At 41.0% G+C, this 19,510-nt stretch carries 23 protein-coding genes and 1 other annotated feature; of the genes, 18 read left to right on the top strand and 5 right to left on the bottom strand.

Annotation, left to right across the window (positions count from 1 at the left end):
- The first annotated feature begins 120 nt into the window (after positions 1 to 120).
- The 3 genes from PU629_RS17730 to PU629_RS17720 all read left to right on the top strand — a co-directional run bounded on the left by PU629_RS17730 (position 121) and on the right by PU629_RS17720 (position 3,914).
- Positions 121 to 972 carry a MurR/RpiR family transcriptional regulator gene (locus PU629_RS17730; protein ID WP_275281362.1) on the top strand — a complete coding sequence of 284 codons (852 nt, stop codon included), beginning with the start codon at positions 121 to 123 and terminating at the stop codon, positions 970 to 972.
- 551 nt (positions 973 to 1,523) lie between these two features.
- Positions 1,524 to 2,852: a GntP family permease gene (locus PU629_RS17725; protein ID WP_275281361.1), complete on the top strand. Its 1,329-nt coding sequence runs from the start codon at positions 1,524 to 1,526 to the stop codon at positions 2,850 to 2,852.
- Positions 2,853 to 3,065: 213 nt separating this feature from the next.
- Positions 3,066 to 3,914 carry a YitT family protein gene (locus PU629_RS17720; protein ID WP_275284488.1) on the top strand — a complete coding sequence of 283 codons (849 nt, stop codon included), beginning with the start codon at positions 3,066 to 3,068 and terminating at the stop codon, positions 3,912 to 3,914.
- Between the two features lie 50 nt (positions 3,915 to 3,964).
- On the opposite strand, the gene PU629_RS17715 is transcribed toward PU629_RS17720, so the two are convergent.
- Both PU629_RS17715 and PU629_RS17710 read right to left on the bottom strand, forming a co-directional pair.
- A complete protein-coding gene (locus tag PU629_RS17715) occupies positions 3,965 to 4,222 on the bottom strand; it encodes a NifU N-terminal domain-containing protein (RefSeq protein WP_275281360.1) in 258 nt (85 codons plus the stop codon).
- Positions 4,223 to 4,422: 200 nt separating this feature from the next.
- Positions 4,423 to 5,241: a Cof-type HAD-IIB family hydrolase gene (locus PU629_RS17710; RefSeq protein ID WP_275281359.1), complete on the bottom strand. Its 819-nt coding sequence runs from the start codon at positions 5,239 to 5,241 to the stop codon at positions 4,423 to 4,425.
- A 240-nt stretch (positions 5,242 to 5,481) separates the two neighbouring features.
- Here PU629_RS17710 and PU629_RS17705 point away from each other — a divergent pair, with 240 nt between their 5' ends.
- The 10 genes from PU629_RS17705 (at position 5,482) to PU629_RS17660 (ending at position 11,103) form a co-directional block, all read left to right on the top strand.
- Entirely contained in the window at positions 5,482 to 6,240 is a 759-nt protein-coding gene (locus PU629_RS17705; protein ID WP_275281358.1) for an alpha/beta fold hydrolase, read from the top strand.
- A 111-nt stretch (positions 6,241 to 6,351) separates the two neighbouring features.
- A complete protein-coding gene (locus tag PU629_RS17700; RefSeq protein WP_275281357.1) occupies positions 6,352 to 6,570 on the top strand; it encodes a DUF1659 domain-containing protein in 219 nt (72 codons plus the stop codon).
- A 41-nt stretch (positions 6,571 to 6,611) separates the two neighbouring features.
- Entirely contained in the window at positions 6,612 to 6,830 is a 219-nt protein-coding gene (locus tag PU629_RS17695; protein WP_275281356.1) for a DUF2922 domain-containing protein, read from the top strand.
- An 89-nt stretch (positions 6,831 to 6,919) separates the two neighbouring features.
- On the top strand, positions 6,920 to 7,078 hold the full coding sequence (locus tag PU629_RS17690) for a YvrJ family protein (RefSeq protein ID WP_275281355.1): 159 nt from the start codon (positions 6,920 to 6,922) through the stop codon (positions 7,076 to 7,078).
- A 195-nt stretch (positions 7,079 to 7,273) separates the two neighbouring features.
- Complete coding sequence (locus PU629_RS17685; protein WP_275281354.1) at positions 7,274 to 7,591, top strand: metal-sulfur cluster assembly factor; 318 nt, start codon at positions 7,274 to 7,276, stop codon at positions 7,589 to 7,591.
- A gap of 232 nt (positions 7,592 to 7,823) precedes the next feature.
- Complete coding sequence (locus PU629_RS17680; protein ID WP_275281353.1) at positions 7,824 to 9,119, top strand: molybdopterin molybdotransferase MoeA; 1,296 nt, start codon at positions 7,824 to 7,826, stop codon at positions 9,117 to 9,119.
- Complete coding sequence (mobB, locus tag PU629_RS17675) at positions 9,079 to 9,597, top strand: molybdopterin-guanine dinucleotide biosynthesis protein B (protein WP_275281352.1); 519 nt, start codon at positions 9,079 to 9,081, stop codon at positions 9,595 to 9,597. The genes PU629_RS17680 and mobB overlap by 41 nt, the downstream gene beginning before the upstream one ends.
- A 37-nt stretch (positions 9,598 to 9,634) precedes the next feature.
- The gene (locus tag PU629_RS17670; protein WP_275281351.1) at positions 9,635 to 10,099 is read left to right on the top strand and encodes a molybdenum cofactor biosynthesis protein MoaE; all 465 of its coding nucleotides are present in this window, start codon (positions 9,635 to 9,637) and stop codon (positions 10,097 to 10,099) included.
- A complete protein-coding gene (gene moaD / locus PU629_RS17665) occupies positions 10,096 to 10,329 on the top strand; it encodes a molybdopterin converting factor subunit 1 (RefSeq protein WP_275281350.1) in 234 nt (77 codons plus the stop codon). Before PU629_RS17670 ends, moaD begins: the two co-directional genes overlap by 4 nt.
- A gap of 141 nt (positions 10,330 to 10,470) precedes the next feature.
- Positions 10,471 to 11,103, top strand: coding sequence for a hypothetical protein (locus PU629_RS17660; protein WP_275281349.1), 633 nt, complete (start codon positions 10,471 to 10,473; stop codon positions 11,101 to 11,103).
- Between the two features lie 94 nt (positions 11,104 to 11,197).
- Here the strand turns inward: PU629_RS17660 and PU629_RS17655 are convergent, their stop codons facing one another.
- Positions 11,198 to 11,554, bottom strand: a complete 357-nt coding sequence (locus tag PU629_RS17655) for a YppG family protein (protein ID WP_275281348.1) — start codon at positions 11,552 to 11,554, stop codon at positions 11,198 to 11,200.
- Positions 11,555 to 11,779: 225 nt separating this feature from the next.
- On the opposite strand from PU629_RS17655, the gene PU629_RS17650 reads away from it, so the two are divergent.
- The 4 genes from PU629_RS17650 to PU629_RS17635 all read left to right on the top strand — a co-directional run bounded on the left by PU629_RS17650 (position 11,780) and on the right by PU629_RS17635 (position 15,411).
- Positions 11,780 to 12,715, top strand: a complete 936-nt coding sequence (locus tag PU629_RS17650; protein ID WP_275281347.1) for a beta-ketoacyl-ACP synthase III — start codon at positions 11,780 to 11,782, stop codon at positions 12,713 to 12,715.
- Between the two features lie 126 nt (positions 12,716 to 12,841).
- Positions 12,842 to 14,080: a beta-ketoacyl-ACP synthase II gene (fabF, locus tag PU629_RS17645; RefSeq protein WP_275281346.1), complete on the top strand. Its 1,239-nt coding sequence runs from the start codon at positions 12,842 to 12,844 to the stop codon at positions 14,078 to 14,080.
- Between the two features lie 278 nt (positions 14,081 to 14,358).
- The gene (locus PU629_RS17640; RefSeq protein WP_275281345.1) at positions 14,359 to 14,562 is read left to right on the top strand and encodes a YuzI family membrane protein; all 204 of its coding nucleotides are present in this window, start codon (positions 14,359 to 14,361) and stop codon (positions 14,560 to 14,562) included.
- A 105-nt stretch (positions 14,563 to 14,667) separates the two neighbouring features.
- Positions 14,668 to 15,411 (top strand): DUF3603 family protein, encoded by a 744-nt coding sequence (locus PU629_RS17635; RefSeq protein WP_275281344.1) that lies wholly within the window; start codon positions 14,668 to 14,670, stop codon positions 15,409 to 15,411.
- Between the two features lie 116 nt (positions 15,412 to 15,527).
- Here the strand turns inward: PU629_RS17635 and trpS are convergent, their stop codons facing one another.
- Together trpS and PU629_RS17625 are read right to left on the bottom strand one after the other, a co-directional pair.
- Positions 15,528 to 16,517: a tryptophan--tRNA ligase gene (trpS, locus tag PU629_RS17630; RefSeq protein WP_275281343.1), complete on the bottom strand. Its 990-nt coding sequence runs from the start codon at positions 16,515 to 16,517 to the stop codon at positions 15,528 to 15,530.
- Between the two features lie 57 nt (positions 16,518 to 16,574).
- Positions 16,575 to 16,834 (bottom strand) — a binding site (T-box leader).
- A gap of 104 nt (positions 16,835 to 16,938) precedes the next feature.
- Complete coding sequence (locus PU629_RS17625; protein ID WP_275281342.1) at positions 16,939 to 17,328, bottom strand: DUF3899 domain-containing protein; 390 nt, start codon at positions 17,326 to 17,328, stop codon at positions 16,939 to 16,941.
- 340 nt (positions 17,329 to 17,668) lie between these two features.
- Here PU629_RS17625 and PU629_RS17620 point away from each other — a divergent pair, with 340 nt between their 5' ends.
- Entirely contained in the window at positions 17,669 to 19,354 is a 1,686-nt protein-coding gene (locus PU629_RS17620) for a peptide ABC transporter substrate-binding protein (protein WP_275281341.1), read from the top strand.
- Positions 19,355 to 19,510 lie beyond the last annotated feature (156 nt).

Here is a 19,510-nt window from a genome sequence, read left to right as displayed (position 1 = left end):
TTCAAAACCACTCTATTATACAGAAAAATTTTTTTCTGTTCAATGAATTTAAGAAAACGATTTCCTTTTTTAGTAAATCGGTTATAATTAAGATAAGAATTTTAAAGTTAGGTGAGGTTAATGGAACAGGTAAACTATTGTTTGGCAAACATTAGATCCAACTACCAATCGTTTAATAAGACTGAAAAACTTATTGCGGATTATATTTTAGAATCTCCCAATAAAATTCTTTATCAAACCATCTCACAAGTTGCAGATGATTTGAAGATCGCGAATTCAACGGTCTTCCGTTTTTGTAAAACACTTGGCTTTAAAGGCTATCAAGCGATGAAAATTACTTTAGCTGCCGAAGTGGCCAACCCGTATTTAGAAAGTGTTCAAGAGAAAATTACGGAATATGATACAGAACGGCAAATTACTGAGAAGATATTCAACACAACGATTCAGACCTTTAAAGAAACCATGAAAATGATTGATTTTAACCAGGTGAAGCAAGCCGTCGATACGATAGTAAAGGCGGACCGGGTGGAGTTTTATGGCTTAGGGAATTCAGCCATAGTCGCGTTAGATGCTCATCATAAATTTATTGGGTCGGGAATTACGACAGCCGCTTATACGGATAGTTATCTCCAACAAAAAGCTGCCACACAGCTTACAAATAAGGATGTAGCAGTCATTTTATCCGATCTCGATCACCAAGAAGACTTATTTAAGGTTTTTGAAATTGCAAAGGCAAGCGGGGCTAAGACCATCGGCTTTATCCATTTTTCTAACTCACCTTTGAGTCGGGGCGTTGACGTTGCCCTCAACATGGCGGTCAATGGAATGAATGATCAGCTTGAGAATGGCGTCTCTTCCCGGATCCTACAACTCAGCTTGATTGATGCCCTTTATGTCAATGTGATTAATGCGAGAGAAGGATTTTTAAAGAACTCAATTAAGAAACTTAAGTCTTATTTGGGACGACCGTAAACGCATATTTAGAGGGAAATGACCCATAATAAGAAAAGCTGAAAGCTCCTTAAAATTAAGGAGTTTTTTATTTGACCAAGCTCTTTTCTAAAGGCTGTTTTCGTAAACTTTGTTGTTTTTTTTAGGCTCCAATAAGCTCGCTTTCCGCGGGCAATCCGTGAGCCTTTTCGGCAAAATACGCCTGCGGGGTCTCACCTGGCTTGCTATTCCCGCAGGAGTCTCGCCTATTTCCACCTATTTTTTTAAAAATAGCAACAATCTTTTAGAAAAGAGCCTTTCTAAAAAATAGCGAGTCTAATTTTGTTCTGAGATAAAAGCTTGCGCAAACAGCCTTAGTTCAAATTTAAAAAAGGGAACGGGTCATTATAGATGGTGTGTCGGATTGGAAAAATATTTCGAAAAACGAATTTAAGAAAAAATTTTTTTCTAATCACATGGACAAATGAAAGGGTTTTATGTTACATTGTGAAAGCGAAATCATTTTCGTGCTGAATTTATACTTAATGGAATTCATTAATCAACAGGATTACACATAAGGGAAGGTGCTTTAAATGGATGTATATTTACTATTGATGGCATTGCTATCAATTGCTCTTGTTATTGTTGGGGTTACCGTATTTAAATGGCATGCGTTTATTAGTTTATTGTTTGCCAGCGTGTTCTTGGCCATTGTGTCTGGACTTTCAATGGATAAAATTGCAACCGCCTATGAAACGGGAGTAGGCGGTACGCTCGGCCATATCATTGGTATTCTAGCTTTAGGTACCATCCTTGGTAAGATGATGGCTGATTCCGGTGCGGGGATTCGTGTTGCAAATTTCTTCGTCAACCGCTTTGGCGAACGGTTCTTGCCTTGGGCGATGTTGCTCTCTGGGTTAATCATCGGACTTCCTGTCTTTTTTGAGGTTGGAATCTTAATCGTTTTACCGCTCGTTATTTCGATTTATAAAACATCAAAGAAAAATCTTCTATTGATTGCATTACCAGTTATCGCAGGATTATCAATCGTTCATGGGATTGTCCCACCACACCCTGGGGCGATCGCTGCCATCACGATTTATAAAGCAAACTTAGGTAAAGTTCTTCTTTACTCACTGATTGTTGCGATTCCTTCTGCGATCATCGCAGGCCCGTTGTTTGCTATGTGGGTGAAAAATCATGTGATTCCTGAAGGGGAGCCAAATCTCATCCAAGTCGATGAAAATCAATCCAAATTGCCTGGAACAGGGACTTCCTTCTTTGTTATTCTTTTACCGGTTATCCTTTTGATTTTCTCTGCAGTTGCTCCTTATTTAAAATTTCTGCCTGCAGGCTTTGAAAAATTCTTTGTTTTCATCGGCAGTCCGGTTATCGCACTTCTTATTTCCGTCTTTGCTGCTTACTTCTTCTTGGGCTATCGCCAAGGAAGAAAAGGAGCTGACCTTAAAAAATTAACAGACGAATGCTTACTGCCAGTTGGCTCTATTGCTTTAATCATTGGCGCAGGCGGCGGATTTAAAGAGATTTTAATTGAAAGCGGCGTTGGTGACGTTATTGCTCACTTTTCAACAAGTATGCATCTTTCACCACTTGTTCTTGCCTTTGTGGTGGCCGGATTAATCCGGATTGCGACCGGTTCAGCAACCGTTGCTTTAACAACAGCTGCTGGGATTGTTTCACCAATTATTCAGCATATGACTGGCGTTAACCTCGAATTACTCGTTATCACAACAGGTGCCGGTTCGCTCATGTTCTCACACGTAAACGATGCAGGCTTCTGGATGGTTAAAGAATATCTTGGTTTGACCATGAAAGAAACATTCAAGACATGGACGGTCCTCGAAACCATTCTTTCCTTCGTTGCTTTTGCTGGCGCCATGATCCTAAATATATTTGTATAATATAATAAGAAAAGAAACGAGACTGACTTAAGGGTTATATCCTTAGGTCAGTTTTTTTGTAAAAAGCATTTAGCTGACGCAGAAGGAATGTCCGGCAAACCGCAACGTTAAAAAAGGTCGGGACGAGCGCTGAGTAAGAAGTGTTTTTTTTGAACGGAAAGAGGGACACTAATAAGAAAAATGAGAGGATGATGGAGGTTGAAGCTCTATGATGTGAAACTCTATATTGAGGCGAAGATAACGGCTATTGTCATCATAGGAGCGATTTTAAACGGCATAGCCCTCAACTTCTTTTTAATACCAGCCAATGTGTTATCGAGTGGTTTTACAGGGGTAGCACAGCTTGTTTCGAGTTTGCTCAAAAATGAATTAGGTCTATCGGTTGGGACAGGGGTTGTTTTGTTCATTCTTAATATCCCCATTACAATCTTGGCTTGGCAAAAAGTGGGGCAACGATTCACCATCTATAGTTTGGCTAGTGTTGCGACGACCATGATTGTCTTAATGATTCTTCCTATTGTTTCATTGACCGATAATACACTATTAAACGCCGTATTTGGAGGCGTCGTCAGTGCCATTGGAGTCGGTTTAACCTTAAGATTCGGTGCTTCCACAGGTGGGATGGATATTATTGCAATGGTGCTCTCTAGGATGCAGGATCGTCCCATTGGAACTTATTTTCTTATATTAAATGGGTTGATTGTTCTATCTGCCGGCGCTTATTTTGGGTGGGAAAAAGCCCTTTACACACTTGTTACGATCTATGCCAGCTCACGCGTTATAGATGCTATTCATACACGTCATGAAAAGCTGACAGCGATGATCATCACAACAAAAGGTGAGGCCCTTACCAAAGCCATTCATGAAAAAATGGTAAGAGGGATTACGCGCCTTCCAGCTAAAGGCGGGTTTACCTCAGAAGACCGTGAGCTGATGATGATTGTTATTACTCGATATGAGCTCTATACGCTTGAGCAAATTATTAAATGGGTGGATCCGAATGCCTTTACTAATATTGTTGAGACAGCGGGTATCTTCGGCTTCTTCCGCCCTATTGATTAAGAAAAGGACTTGGTCCAAAAGAATGGATCAAGTCCTAAAAATGTATGAAGTTAGTTAGTTTGAAAAACGGCTTCAATTTTTGGAAGCAACTCGTCCCATGATGCATCAAACGTTTTATTCACGGTAACAAAGTCGTCGTAGCCAAAAATATTGTCGACTCCTTCAATTTCTAAAAGAGCGGCTGCAAGCGGATGGTCGACAGAGTCCCCTTTTTTTGCAATTAAACGATCGGTAAAAAGACTTGAATTAGCAGTGAATTTCATTGCATTTGGATTAGGTGTGCGATCGGTTCTCATGGTTATACTCATGTGAGAGCTCCCTTCCTCTATTAAACATTTTTTTAGAAGAAAATACTTCGAAATGGAATAGGTTTATATGGTAACTAAAAGACCCAGTCTTGTAATTTCTAAAGCTAGTTTACCTTAATTAGGCTGATATCACAATGTTTCTCACTTTAAAAGATAAAAAGAGGCAGCTTCTTGATTAATGCCTTATCGCGATCAAAGCATTAACTATTTGCATCTATAAAATGCTTTTCAAGGAACTCGGCGACCCCTTCTTCATCATTTGTCTTTGTGATATAGGTTGCTACGCTTTTTACAGTGTCACGCGCATTGCCCATTGCGACACCGATCCCTGCTTCTCCAAGCATTTCCAGATCGTTTTCTTCATCTCCGAAAGCCAGGATACGAGAGGGTGGTATTTGAAGATATTCAGCTACTTTTTCAAGTCCAAACCACTTGTTTGTTCCTTTTCTCACAATCTCTATAATTTCACTTGGTGCTCCCCATGCTCGCTGTTCAATGATTTCCGCATGTTCAGAATCAAGGGCTTCTATTAATTGGTCAATTTGTTCTCTAGGTGTATTTAAAAGAACACAGGTGGCATCTTCTTTTAATGTGTCTTGAATAGGCCCTGTCACAACATCCGAACGTTCAATATCAAAAGAAGCCATCAACTCTTCATCCCACGTTTCCACAAATATCCGTTCAATGACCTCTGTCATCACATTCTTAATTTGAAAATCATGACAAATATCAAGGATTGAACAGACGGTTTCCCTAGGAATTGAGGAATGATAGGCTTTAAACGCTTGATTTCTAGGGTGATGAACATGTGCCCCGTTGAAGTTCACAATTGGTGTGGAAAGCCCTAATTCGGTATAATAGTTCTGACTAGCACGGTAAGGACGCCCTGTTGCAATGACAAGTTGGTGACCAAGTGATACGCATTTATCGAGTGCACGTTTCGTTCTCTCACCAATTGTTTTGTCGCTTCTTAATAGCGTTCCATCGAGGTCTAAGGCGATCAAGTAAGGTTTTCTCATCGAATAAATGCCTCCAATTATGAGTGTCATAGTTGATTATAATGGAAAAAATGGCAAAAACCTATTGTAAACCTGCTTTAAGTCGTATTTTCCAGCTGTACAATTTTGAAAATTGCACTAAAATGCTTGTTAAACAAATTGGTGAACGGCACCCAGAGGATGAATGGAACAGCCAGTTGATTAAAGGGTCTTCTGAATGGACAACTAGTTTTTAGAATCACGAGAAGAGGAGTGCGTGTCATGATTTGTATGGATAAAGTAGTTATAGAGGGAATCCCGGCTCTTAAGATCGAACAAGACCAATCAATTGGCAAACCTCTCCCCCTTGTTTTATTTTGGCATGGATGGACCAGTCTTAAGGAGAGAAATCTTTATTATGCTTATCTCCTTGCGGCTGAAGGAATTCGAGTAATTATGCCCGACGCTATGGGACATGGCGAACGTGCCCATGAATTTACAGAAGAAGAAAGGCAAACTGCTATTTTTCCTGCTATTATGAAAAGCGTGGAAGAGACAAAAGTGATTTGGGATTATTGTGAGAATCAGGGTTGGATACTAGATGGACGATTTTCATTAGCCGGGACTTCCATGGGGGCGATGATTACTCTAAGCGCTTTATCCGTTTTTGAGGGGATCAAATCAGGCGTTTCGTTGATGGGAGCACCGTATCTTGTTGGTTATGCCCGCCATGTGTTAGCACAATACAAGGACGCGGGATATACGATTCCCTATTCTGAAGCCGAGATAAATTATCTAATGCAAGAGCTGGTTTCGTTTGATTTAAGCAGGACTCCGGAAAAAATTAAAGGTGTTCCTCTTTTATTTTGGCATGGAAAACGAGATCCGATTGTTCCATATGCCCAATCACGATTATTCTATGATAGCTTCCACAGCGAAGCTGATTATCACATGTCCTTTCTCAGTGATCCGGAAGCAGAACATGTGGTGTCACAAGTAGGAGCCATTGGAATGAGAGACTGGTTCGTTAACTATTTATAAGATTATGTCTTCGAAGGCCGCTTAAATGGTGGCTTTCTTTTTTTTTTCTAATTTCCCTTCACCATTTCTACGGTTGAAAAGCTATTTATAAGGTGAAAGGGGGTGAAGAACATGGCAACATCGAATTTAGTCGATTCAACGTTAACGGTTAGCTTTGATGGCGGCATTGACACTGATGGGAAATCGGTTGTGATGACCAAACGATTCACAGGAATTAAAATCGGGGCTCAGGATGATCAGCTTTTTGCGATTATTGAGGCTCTGGCACCGCTCCAAAGTTATCCAGTCCTCACGGTGAAGCGTGACAATACCATTGACATCACGGCTTAACACAGTGAGCGGCCATATGAACGAATAAGGAGGTGAGAAGGATGGCAAAGACACTTGAATTACAGTTTGAGAATGAAGATGGCAAAGCCGTGCGTTATACATTGGATAACCCGGTTGAACCTTTTGATGCCGCGGCAATTAATCAGGCAATGGATGCGGTTCTAGCTCAAAATGCATTCACATCTTCTGGCGGTGATCTTGTTAAGAAAAAGAGTGCGCGACTAGTTGAACGAAATGTCACTGATATTCCATTAACCTAATTGTAAGGAGGGGATTCCCCTCCTTTCTCTGTTTCATTTGAAAATAGGTTCATCTAAACTTGATTCGGACTGAAAGGAGGACACCAGTTATGAATGATTGGGTGAGCATGATTAAGGATGTGGGATTTCCGATTGTCGTTACCCTCTATCTTCTATATAGAATAGAAGGGAAGCTTGATGAATTAAACACCTCTATTCAGCAGCTTCCAGGTCATTTAAAGGATTGGAATCCCTCCTCACCGCAATAACTCTTTTCTAAAGGCAGCTTGGTGGACAGACTTCTGCAGTAAGAATAACTGCTCAGTGACTTCCTCACCCTACTTTAGGTTTGAGAAGGGGATGTTGTGGAGAGAGTATTAAAAAAAACAGCTGAGGACTCGTTTGCTTTATCGTTTTCACAGAAAAGGTTATACTTGGATTATAGACGGAAAGGGGAGTGTTATATGGGTCAAGCAAGCAGTGAGTTACATGATCAAGTCATGGAAGCTCTTGAAGAGGTCATTGATCCTGAGTTAGGCATTGATATTGTCAACTTAGGCCTTGTATATGGTGTGGACATCGACGATCAAGGGGAATGTATGGTGACCATGACGCTTACGGCAATGGGATGCCCGCTTTCAGCTACTATTCAGCATGAAGTAAAAGCGGCTGTGGCACCGATTGAGGGGATCACCGATGTTCAAGTTAACATCGTTTGGAATCCGCCTTGGTCAAAAGAACGTTTGTCTCGCTATGCGAAAATTGCGCTCGGAATTTCTTAATTTGATTGGTTGATGTATCCTTAGATGGAACTTATAAAGAAGATCAGGTCCAAGGGTTTTACTCTTTACCTTGATCTTTTTTTACTATCAAAGTAAAAACTTTCGCGTTTATAGAAGAGAGTATAAGAAAACTAAACTTTCGCCAGGACTTAGGCGATAAGCCAAGTTTTTCTAATCTACATAGACTAAAGTTGAGCTATAAGATATTTAATTAGTTGAGGTGTGTTAGTTAATGGTAGAACGCCGCGTTCCAATACCCGTCACAGAAGCCGTTCAGCGCGTGATGGCGCATGAGAAACAACTGGAGGCAGAATATGTCTCCATAGAAGAAAGTGATGGACGTTTACTAGCTGAACCCATCCGTGCCGATCATGATGTCCCTCCGTTTGATCGCTCACCTTATGATGGATTTGCTATTAAGTCTGAAGATACGAAGGGAAGAACTCGAGAGAATCCTGTAAAACTTCAAGTGGTGGATCATATAGGAGCAGGCTATGTGGCTTCTAAGCCTCTAGAGCATGGACAAGCGATTCGGATTATGACAGGGGCACAGCTTCCAGTGGGGGCTGACGCCATTATTATGCTTGAGTTGGTTGAAGAGTTAGAAGAAGATGGTCAAGCCTGTATCTTGATTAAGCGGGAAGTACCAAAAGGTGACAATATTTCTTATAAAGGTGAGGACACTAAAGAAGGCACTGTTTTGGTTGAAAAAGGGGTACGTATCACACCCGGAATTAAGGCGGTGTTAGCAACATTTGGTTATTCTAAGGTAGAGGTCGCCAAACAGCCTCGGGTGGGGGTTATTGCAACGGGTTCAGAGCTATTAGAATTAGATGAACCTCTTGAACCTGGAAAAATACGAAACAGCAATGCTTTTATGGTCATGTCGCAAGTCAAAAAAGCAGGAGGAATTCCTGTTAATCTAGGGAAATTTGCAGATGATCTAGAGGTGAGTTATAACGCTGTTAAGAACGCTTTAAGCACAGTGGATGTTTTAATTACAACAGGCGGCGTTTCAGTGGGCGACTTTGATTTTCTGCCGGAAATTTATAAACGACTCGGCGCCAAAGTCTTGTTTAATAAAATTGCCATGCGGCCAGGGAGTGTTACAACAGTAGCTTTATTAGAGGACAAGCTGCTTTTTGGACTGTCTGGGAATCCCTCTGCTTGTTTTGTGGGCTTTGAGCTATATGCTGCTCCGTACGTCCGCTCTTTGCAGGGCGAGACAAAGCGTTATTTGAGCATGACAAAGGCTGTCCTTGGCAGTGATTTTCCAAAGCCTAATCCATTTGCTCGATTTATCCGAAGTCATGTAGATTTTAGGGATGGCTCGCTTCTTGTTAACCCAGTTGGTCTTGATAAATCGAATGTGGTGACATCCCTTGCAGGAACGAATGCCTTAACGGTTTTACCAGGAGGGTCACGCGGCTATTCTAAAGGGGATCGAGTCGATGTGTTAATGCTAAATGGAGAGGGCAGTGACTGTTTTGACCTTGAACATTTGTCAAATCGTCGGCTACAAAAATAGTGGAAAAACAACCTTGATGTCTCGGCTTATCGAAACGATGAAAAAGCAGGGGAATCATGTGGCAGCACTGAAGCATCATGGCCATGAAGAACTAGATCCTATGAGAAATGGGGACAGTGGGTCACACTTGAGCGCCGGAGCACTCGTTTCTGGTGTCATTTCCCCGTTCTTTGCCCATTTTTCCTATGAGCAAGAGCCGCCGCTAAAGGCATTCATCGCGTTCTATGAGCAGATCGATCGAGTGGACTGGCTGTTCATTGAAGGGTACAAAGAGGCATCTTATCCGAAATTGGTCGTTGCTGCGTCTCTTCAAGATTGGCAAGCTTTATCAAGGCTATCTCAAATCAAAGCAGTTATAACGGATAATCAAGAATTAAAAGCGGATATGAAAGGATGTCTTCCTGTCTTTAGTCGCGGAGAACTATCAAAGATCGTGGCATTTTTAGAAAAGGGCGCCTTTCTTTCGCCAAATAAATAAGGATTAGTTGAAGTAAAAGGAAGATGGTGAGTAACCAATGAGTCTTTTCGAAATTATTGAGGGCCCAATTGATGTCCAAGCCGTTATCGATCAAGTAGCAGATCGAAATGCCGGTGCGATTAACACTTTTATTGGGACAGTTCGAGAAATGACCCATGATAAACGAACGGTTTATCTGAAATATGAAGCTTATGTACCGATGGCGGTGAAACAATTGGAGCGCATCGGTTATGAAATTCAAGAAAAGTGGGACGGGACGCGTGTTGCCATTACACACCGTATTGGCGAGTTGCAAATATCGGATATTGCTGTAGTGATTGCCGTTTCTTCTCCTCATAGAGCAGCGGCATTTGAAGCTTGCCGCTATGCGATTGAAAGAATTAAAGAGATCGTACCAATCTGGAAGAAAGAGCATTGGGATAACGGAGTGGCATGGATAGGCAACCAAAAAGAAACCATGAGCTACGAAAATGGAGTCCCTAGAAAAGAGGGAGACGTTTGATAACGATTTTACTCTTTGCCAGTCTCAAAGAGCGCGTTGGGCAAGAGCGGATTCAGTGGGAAAAAGGTCCAATAAAGGTCAGCGAGTTACGCGCGGCACTGAAGCGTGTACCAGGGCTTGATGCAGTTGATCAAGTCATGATAGCGGTCAATGAAGCTTATGCTCTAGATGATCAAATGATAAACGAGGGCGACACCGTTGCTCTCATCCCGCCAGTGAGCGGCGGCTAATTATACTTTGTAAGGGTCTTGATCTTTATAGGATCAGGCTCTTTTCTTTTTAAATGAAAGAATGAGATATACTCCTCATAGAATGGATTATAACGATGAACGGGACTTGAGCTAGATAAAACTTATAATGGAGGAGACATGATGGGGATAATTATTTATGGAGGACTTAATGACTTGGGTGACCATTTAATCACCAGCTTCTTGGATGAAGGGATCGAGACTTGGGCTATAAAATCAAATGTAAGAAATGAAGAAGAGGAAGAGCATGAAATGTTTTTTGGCCGCCATGCTTTGTTCCACTCAGAACATAGTGAGGAACGCCAAGTGAGCGATGAAAACTGGTCGACCGTGTGCTTTCTGCTGCCGGAAGAGGGATTCGCTGAAACAGAGGAAGATCTTCTCTTAAAGCTGGATTCTTTGATTAAGGATCATCCGATTAAAACCATTTTATTAATAAGAGCTGACGAAGAAGGGGAAGAAGAGAAGGAACAGTCCCCTATCACGAAGATTGAGAGAAGGTTTCAAGACAAAATAAACCAGACTTTAGAGAAAAGAAAAGACTTAACCTTGGCAATTATTCGGGCTCCTTTAACTCGTCTTTTAGCCACGCAACAGGAACTAAGACCGATTTTTGCAGAACAGATCCTCAAATTGATTGGTCAAAAAAGGAAGGCTGGCATTCATTTTTACGAGATGGTCGTTCCAGATGAGGGGAATGGAGAGGATGAAAAGCCGAGTAACAGCCGTCTCATTTTAAATAAAGTGGACGAATAATTAGAGAAGGGTTAAAAAGGATAAATTTCACCAGATGAGCGTTTTTCTGCCAAACGTTTCCTATACGCCTAGTGAAACCTATCCCTATGAACCTTTATTGGCCCCTGAACATATTAAAAAGAGGTGACAATTGCTTCATCATGGGTTTAGCAGTGTTAATAAATTTGTTAATATTATCAGCATGGCCCATTAGTTTATTTATATCAAAATTGCCGTTTTGGTCGAGGAATGGATGATTGATTGGCCCATTTTGAAAGTTTTGGGACATCTGACCTTGAAAAGGCATCTGATTCATAGGCGCCATCCCCATTTGCGGCGGCATAAATGGTTGCTGACCAAAAGGTTGATAAGGCATTCCATTTTGCCCCATTCCTTGACCCCAAACGCGAAGGGGAAATGGGCCTTGTGGTGGAGCAAAATTGGATTGTGCAGGACGATTTGGACTTACCATAACAAAACCCCTCCTTTAAAGTCTGTTTTGTTAATAGTTTATGTTTGCCATATACTACTGTGTAGGGGATCTGTCTATTTTAACTTTAATTTTGAGGCAGGCCATAGGTTTAAGTCTAAAGGAACCCTTTACAACTGATAAAGGATATATTAAACTGATTTAGCACCAAGTCTTAATATTTGATAATAATTTTTGTTGACATATACATTGAGAGGGGCTAGAAACATGGGTGTAGGGATTATTGGAATCGGGAAATATGTGCCAGATAAAGTGTTAACTAACTTCGATCTTGAGAAATTAGTGGATACATCTGATGAGTGGATTCGCACTCGGACTGGGATTGAGGAACGCCGCATTGCAGATGATCAAACCAATACTTCTGATATGGCCTATGAAGCCGCAAAACAAGCTTTGGAAGATGCAGGATTAACGGGTCAAGATCTCGATTTAATATTGGTGGCTACGGTCACCCCGGATTATGGATTCCCGTCTGTAGCAAGCCTGATTCAAGGAAAGCTTCAAGCAACCAAGGCGGCGGCAATGGATATAAGTGCAGCCTGTGCTGGGTTTATTTACGGGATGGTAACGGCAAAACAATTTATTGAAACGAATGTATATAAGAATATATTAGTTGTTGGTGTGGAAAAGCTCTCTAAAATAACGAATTGGGAAGACCGTAACACAGCGGTCTTGTTCGGTGATGCTGCCAGTGCAGCTGTCATTGGGAAAGTATCAGAAGGAAAAGGAATTTTATCCTTTGAACTTGGCTCCGATGGCACCAAAGCCAAAGAACTGTTTCAAGATGGACCACACATTTACATGAACGGTCGTGAAGTCTTTAAATTTGCGGTTCGTCAAATGGGTGATTCCTCGGTGAATGTCGTTGAAAAAGCTGGGTTAGCGAAAGAGGATATCGACCATTTAATCCCGCATCAAGCGAACATCCGGATCATGGAGGCTGCTCGAGAACGTCTCGAATTACCTGAGGAAAAGATGATTAAAACGGTTCACAAATATGGAAACACGTCCTCTTCTTCGATTCCTCTCGCCCTCTGTGATGCAGTTGAGTCAGGGCGAATAAAAGACAATGATTTGTTGGTGCTCGTTGGCTTTGGAGGCGGCCTCACATGGGGAGCCTTAACCCTTAGATGGGGAAAATAGTTTGCTCTTTTTCGTAAGAATGAGGTAATATACAATAGATATAATACGCATTTATCTCTTTATTTTTTATTGAACGTCGTGTTGTAAGTTTATTTTGTTCAGGTCATGGAAAGGAGAACTTTCGTCATGAAACGTCGTGTTGTCGTGACTGGCATGGGTGCTGTAACACCTTTAGGCCTTAATGTGGGAACAACTTGGGATAATCTCCTAGCAGGGAAATCAGGGATCGATGTAGTCACCCGAGTCAACCCCGATGATTTTCCTGCGAAGGTTGCAGGGGAAGTAAAAGGATTTAATCCAGGGGATTTTATAGAAAAAAAAGAAGCAAGACGGATGGATCGCTTTACTCAATATGCCGTCGCAGCTGCCAAAATGGCGGTAGAAGATGCAAACTTAACTATCAATGAAGAAAATGCTTATCGAGTCGGTGTATGGATTGGCTCTGGGATTGGCGGAATGGAAACGTATGAAGAGCAATTCCGTACAGGGCTTGAAAAGGGCTGGAGACGCGTTTCACCGTTCTTTGTGCCAATGATGATTCCGGATATGGCTTCAGGGCAAGTCTCCATTCAGCTTGGAGCAAAGGGCATTAACTCTTGTACAGTTACAGCTTGTGCAACGGGTACGAACTCGATCGGAGATGCCTTCAAAGCAATCCAGCGTGGTGATAACGATATTATTATTTCTGGAGGGGCTGAGGCACCGCTTGTTCATATGTCTTTTGCTGGATTTAGCTCTGCGAAAGCCTTGTCGTTCAATCCGGATCCTAAGACGGCATCGCGGCCATTTGATAAAAATCGCGATGGTTTCGTAATGGGAGAGGGAGCAGGCATTCTTGTGCTTGAAGCATTGGATTCGGCTCTTGCACGCGGGGCCCATATCTATGCAGAAGTTATGGGCTATGGCTCAACAGGTGATGCTTATCATATAACTGCGATTGAACCAGGCGGTCCGGGAGCAACGCGTTCTATGAAGATGGCACTAGACGATGCTGGTTTGTCACCAGACGATGTGAATTATATTAATGCACATGGGACAAGTACCCCATTGAATGATGGCAATGAAACAGCCGCTGTTAAAACGGTATTTGGTGAGCAGGCTTATAAAATTCCAATGAGTTCAACCAAATCGGCTACAGGCCATTTACTTGGTGCGTCTGGCGGTGTTGAAGCGATCTTTGCTATAAAGTCAATTGAGAACAATATTGTCCCACCAACCATTAATTATGAAACGCCAGATGAAGAATGTGATTTGGATTATGTGCCAAATGAAGCTCGTAAGCATGAGGTTAATGTTTCGATGAGCAACTCATTTGGTTTTGGCGGTCACAACGCTACACTTGTCTTCAAGCGTTACGAAGCCTAAGAGAATGAATCAAAAAGCGCTCCCATATTGGGGCGCTTTTTTGATTAGAAAACATCCTCGTTGCATATCTACTGGCGGAACTTGCTGTGTGCGGTGGGGCGGAATAGGGAATCTAGGTTACGCCTAATTGATCGATGTGTCAGTCCTTTCTCCTTCTGGTCATCCAATTCTATGTCTTTTTTGTTTATCTCTTTCATACTGACGCCTTTTTAAGCATAGGGATAATTAAGAAACGGACAAGCCGCCTGCGCATGAAGGTATGGAAAGGAGAGGGACAAATGATTGTCCGTGTCCTGTTTTTATTTATTGGCTTTGGCCTAGCTGTTGCTGGAGGAGTGACTCTGATTGCTTTTTTGAATTTATTAACAATGGGGCATACTGCCGTAGACTATTTCCATTTTGTTGTACATAGACCCGAAAGTTACCTCTTTGTAGGGGGGCTATTGCTGATGTGGCTCTCCCTTTATTTCCCGTCTATTTAAAGGAATATATAGGATATATTAACAACAATAAACAGACCTTAGGAATATTTCCATGACTTTCTGACCATACTGTTGGCAAATATTTAAAAGCGAGGGAAGATCATCATGGAACTCATAGGAGATGTATGGGTGAATTGGTTCGAAGGCGAAGAAAATGGTTATAATGTCTGCGACTTTCATGAATGGCGGAAGCATGATTTTATTGAACTATTAGACCAGGCGCCACTGATCAAGGTCGAGCCCAAACTGTTTGAACGGATTGAAAATGATTTAACTGATCTTCCGCCTAGTCTATTAGAAGATGTTCGAAATAAAAGTTACATAAGGAAAAACAATCAAAGAGAAGTGATTGAATACGCCTTTATCGCAACCGATGGAAAACGCCATATCGTAGTGGATACATTGGGTTACACCATTCCAATTCGAAAAAGTCGTATGATTCCAAGACAGGAAAAAATGATCTTGGAAAAAGCCGAGGAATTAGAAACCTCTTATTATCATTGGGAACCCGTTTCGGAAAAAGAATATCATATTCTTTCACCGCATCCGAATTGGATGAGAGGACTGACAAGGAAGGAACGGCAGCTTAAGCAAATTCTTTTCATGGCTTTAGATCAGCTGAAAACATCTGGAAATATTGAAGAGATGCGTTATTGGTATACCGAATGGTTTCCAAAAAATTATCTTGAAAGCAGAACATTAGAATTCCAAGAAGCCTGGGATCGCCTGTTTGAATCCATTAAAGAAGGTTGGTCTGATAAGCATCAGGACCTCTGTGAGCGGCTTATTAAAGGTCAACCCTATTTTGAGAAAATCTGGGAACTCGAACATGTTTCTAAAGTGAACTAGTAGAAGAAGAGGCTCTGAAAAGGTGAATAGCATTCTTTGAAGTTAGAAAAGAAGACGCTCATTTAGGTGAGCGTCTTCTTTTTAGTATGAGCCTTTGTTTAAAAAAGGTTTAAATTTCACCGTTTTTTTCTTCCGAGTCCCATTGCATTTTCCGCCTTTTTCAACATCTTTTGAGCGGTCTGATTGGCTTTTTCTGCGCCTTTATCAAGCACTTCGTCAAGATAGTCGGAATCAATTAGAGCGTTATATCTGTCTTGAATGGGTTTTAAAGTCTCGGCTACGGCATTGGCTACTGTTTGCTTAAAAGCCCCATAGCCTTGCCCTTCAAAGTCTTTCTCAATCTGCTCAAGGGATTGACCAGAGCAGAGAGAAAGAATAGACATTAGATTAGAAATGCCTGGTTTATTCTCTTTGTCATAGCGAATGGCATTATCACTATCCGTTGTGGCGCTTTTAATCTTCTTCTCAACCTGCTTTAAGTCATCAAGAAGCAAAATAAAAGATTTGGTGTTGTCATCAGATTTACTCATTTTTTTGGTTGGCTCTACAAGAGACATAATGCGAGCGCCAACTTCTGGAATATAAGGTTCTGGAACCGCAAAGATTTCTTTATAGCGCTTGTTAAATCGTTCAGCTAGATCTCTTGTCAATTCAAGGTGCTGTTTTTGATCTTCGCCAACAGGAACGATTTCTGTTCCGTACAAAAGAATATCGGCTGCCATGAGTGGAGGGTAAGTCAATAAACCCGCCGACACGGCTTCTTTACCTTTAGATTTGTCTTTGTATTGGGTCATGCGCTCTAATTCGCCGATGTAGCTGACACATTGGAGCATCCATCCCAGCTGTGCATGGGCCGGAACCTCGGATTGAACAAATAGGACTGAACGTTCGGGATCAATTCCGCAAGCAATGTAGAGGGCCGCTAGTCTGCGCGTATTTTCTCTTAAAGCTTTTGGATCTTGCGGAACAGTAATCGCGTGCTGGTCGACGATGCAGAAATAGCACTCATTGTTTTCTTGGAGGAGTGTAAAGTTTTTTAAGGCCCCAAGATAATTTCCAAGTGTGGGAACCCCTGTTGGCTGAATGCCTGAGAAAATGATGGACATCTTGTCACCTCTTCTATTAAATTTACTTGATAAAGCACAAAAAAACGCGGCCCCGTCGTAAGGGACGACAGGACCGCGATACCACCCTTATTATTTCTTAAAATAAGAAATCTGCTCAAAGAAGTTATCCTAAGCAACTAACTTTACTAGGATAACCCCTTCATTTAACGCATGAATGACGCTGCTTCCTACACCTTAAATAGGTTCAAAAGCAGGGCTCCAAAGTCCATTCCTAACGCTCAGTTCCTGCCCGGTTCCACCTGTTCGGGCTCTCTAAAAGGCGAGGCGTAAGTACTACTCTTCTTCATAGCCTTTCTTCTATTATCAAAAAAATAATTTAATTATTATTATAAACATTTTGTTGGAAAATACAAATAGTAAACTTGGTAAAACATCCTGTTCTTAAAAAGTCTCCCGCCAATTACAGCGAGAGACTTAGGGCAAAGCTCAAGAGACAAAAAAATAAACCTATTAACGCACTGGAGAGGGCAAAAGGATGCCTGCTCTTTCTTTTTCCATAGTCATAAAGCGGTTGGTCCTCATCCCCTTCATTATCACGGATCCACCTTCCAAGCTTTGAGACGGATCTCCAAAACATCTTAATTGAATTAACAGGGACATCAAAAAAACCGCTTTGAATCACAAACATAAAACCACCGATGCAAAAGAAAGTGAGGCCGGCGAGAAATAAATCGTTAATAAGATCTGTTAAATTAAACACATTTTTATACATATAAAACTGGAAAATGAGGGATAACAATAGACATCCGGCAAAAGAATAAAGTGTCCATTTCAAATTAGTCTGGTTCATTATTAAGAAACCTCCGAAACATGTCGTGCGACTAAGAATTAGTATGACCAAAAAAGAATATTATACCATCACTTTAAATAGGAGTTGAGTCAATACTACTAGAAAAAGTTTTTGAATGTAAATAAACGGTAAAATTAGTGTAATGAATACTAGGACAAAAGTCCCGTTTTTATGGGCGAAATAGTGAATATTTCAGTAATCTTAAATTTTATTTAAAAAAAGTGCTATGCAAATGAATTAGGAAACTTGTATAATCGAAAACGAAGGGCAAATAGAAGTCTGAAAAGTATTTCAATTTGCTCATCGTTTAACTATATAAAAATAGGGAGGTCATCTCAACATGAGAGGAAAGTCAAAATGGTCCTTAGTACTTGTGCTAGTTTTAGCGCTAAGTATGGTCCTTTCTGCTTGTGGATCCAGCAAAAAATCAGACAACAAATCATCGTCTGATAAAGGTTCTTCATCAGCAGATTCAAATTATACTCAAGTAATCAACTTCGCAACAACGGAAGATATTCCAACGTTAGATACAGCCGTAGCTAACGACCAAGTATCCTTCCAAGTCGCTGGTCAAGTTTACGAGGGGCTTTACACAATCGATGATAACAATAACTTAGTTCCAGCTTTAGCCGTTGGCGACCCAACGATCACTAAGGACAGTGCTGGTAACTCTGTTTACACGTTCAAGCTTCAACCAAATGCAAAATGGAGCAACGGCGACCCAGTTACAGCTAAAGACTTCGTTTATGCTTGGCAAGACGTTGTTAATCCAAAAACGAAAAACGTTACTTACAGCTACCTTTTCCCAACTTTGGGAGTTTTAAATTCTGAAGATATTATGGCTGGCAAAAAGCCTGTTACAGACCTTGGTGTTAAAGCAGTGGATGATCACACGCTTCAAGTTACATTAACTCACCAAGTTCCTTTCTATAAGTCATTATTTGCAATGGCAACTTTCTATCCAAAAGATCAAAAATTCGTGGAAGCTCAAGGCAAAGACTACGGCCTAAGTGCTGACAAAGCGGTTTACAACGGTCCATATGTTCTTTCGAGCTGGCAGCTTGGTGCAGGTTGGACGTACAAAAAGAACCCAAATTATTGGGATGCTAAAGATGTTCAAGTTAGCCAAATCAATGAAAAAGTTGTAAAAGATGAGCAAGCTCAAATCAATCTCTACAACGGCGGTCAAATCGACGCAGTTGTTCTTACTGGTGATTATGTAAATAAATACAAATCAAGTCCTGAATTCCATCAAACACTTGGTACTTCTGTTTATTATTTGAAATTCAATGAGCAAAACAAGTACTTGAAAAATCCTGATATCCGTAAAGCGATTTCAATGGCTTGGGATCGTCAACCTTTCTTAAGCAAACTTGTTAACGATGGCTCAATTGACGCAACGGGTCTTGTTCCAAAAGGCTTCTACAAAACTCAAGACGGTCAAGATTTCCGTGAAGAGAACGGCAGCCTGCAAGATTATGATCTCGCTCAAGCTAAGAAGTACTGGAAAAAAGGTTTGAAAGAGCTTGGCGTAAGCAAAATTAATCTTGAAATCCTTGCTTATGATACTGATACTTATAAAAATGAGATCTCTTATATCCAAGATCAGCTTCAAACGAACCTTCCTGGTTTGACTGTATCAGTTAACCAACAGGAGTTCAAAGTCATGCTTGATAAAGAATCCAGCATGAAATACGACATCGTTACAGCTGGTTGGGGCCCTGACTATCAAGATCCAATGACATTCCTTGATATGTTCACAACTGGTAATGGTAACAACCAGATGGGTTATTCCAATAAGCAATATGATGCTTTAATTAAAGATGCTCAAAATACAACCGACCTTAAGAAACGTGACCAAGATATGTTGGATGCAGAAAAAATCTTAATCCAACAAGATGGTGCACTCGGTCTTATGTATCAACAAGGTGGAGCTACACTAGTTAAACCATACTTGGTTAACTTCAAATTGCACCCATTCGGTTTCGATTACAGCTACAAATACATGTCAGTTAAAAAGCACTAAAATTTGCTAATAGGTATAAAAGGTAAAATCAGGGGTATATGTCAACTGACATGTACCCCTTTTAAAACGCAACAAATAGTCTTTTGATTTAACGCGTAAAAGTCATGTACTAAAAACTGCTAAGGCAAACCCTTCCATTTAAACTTGTCAGATAAC

Source organism: Pullulanibacillus sp. KACC 23026 (assembly GCF_029094525.1).
GTDB lineage: Bacteria > Bacillota > Bacilli > Bacillales > Sporolactobacillaceae > KACC-23026.
The sequence above is the reverse complement of the archived record's forward strand: the minus strand, read 5'-3'. Positions and strand labels throughout refer to the sequence as shown.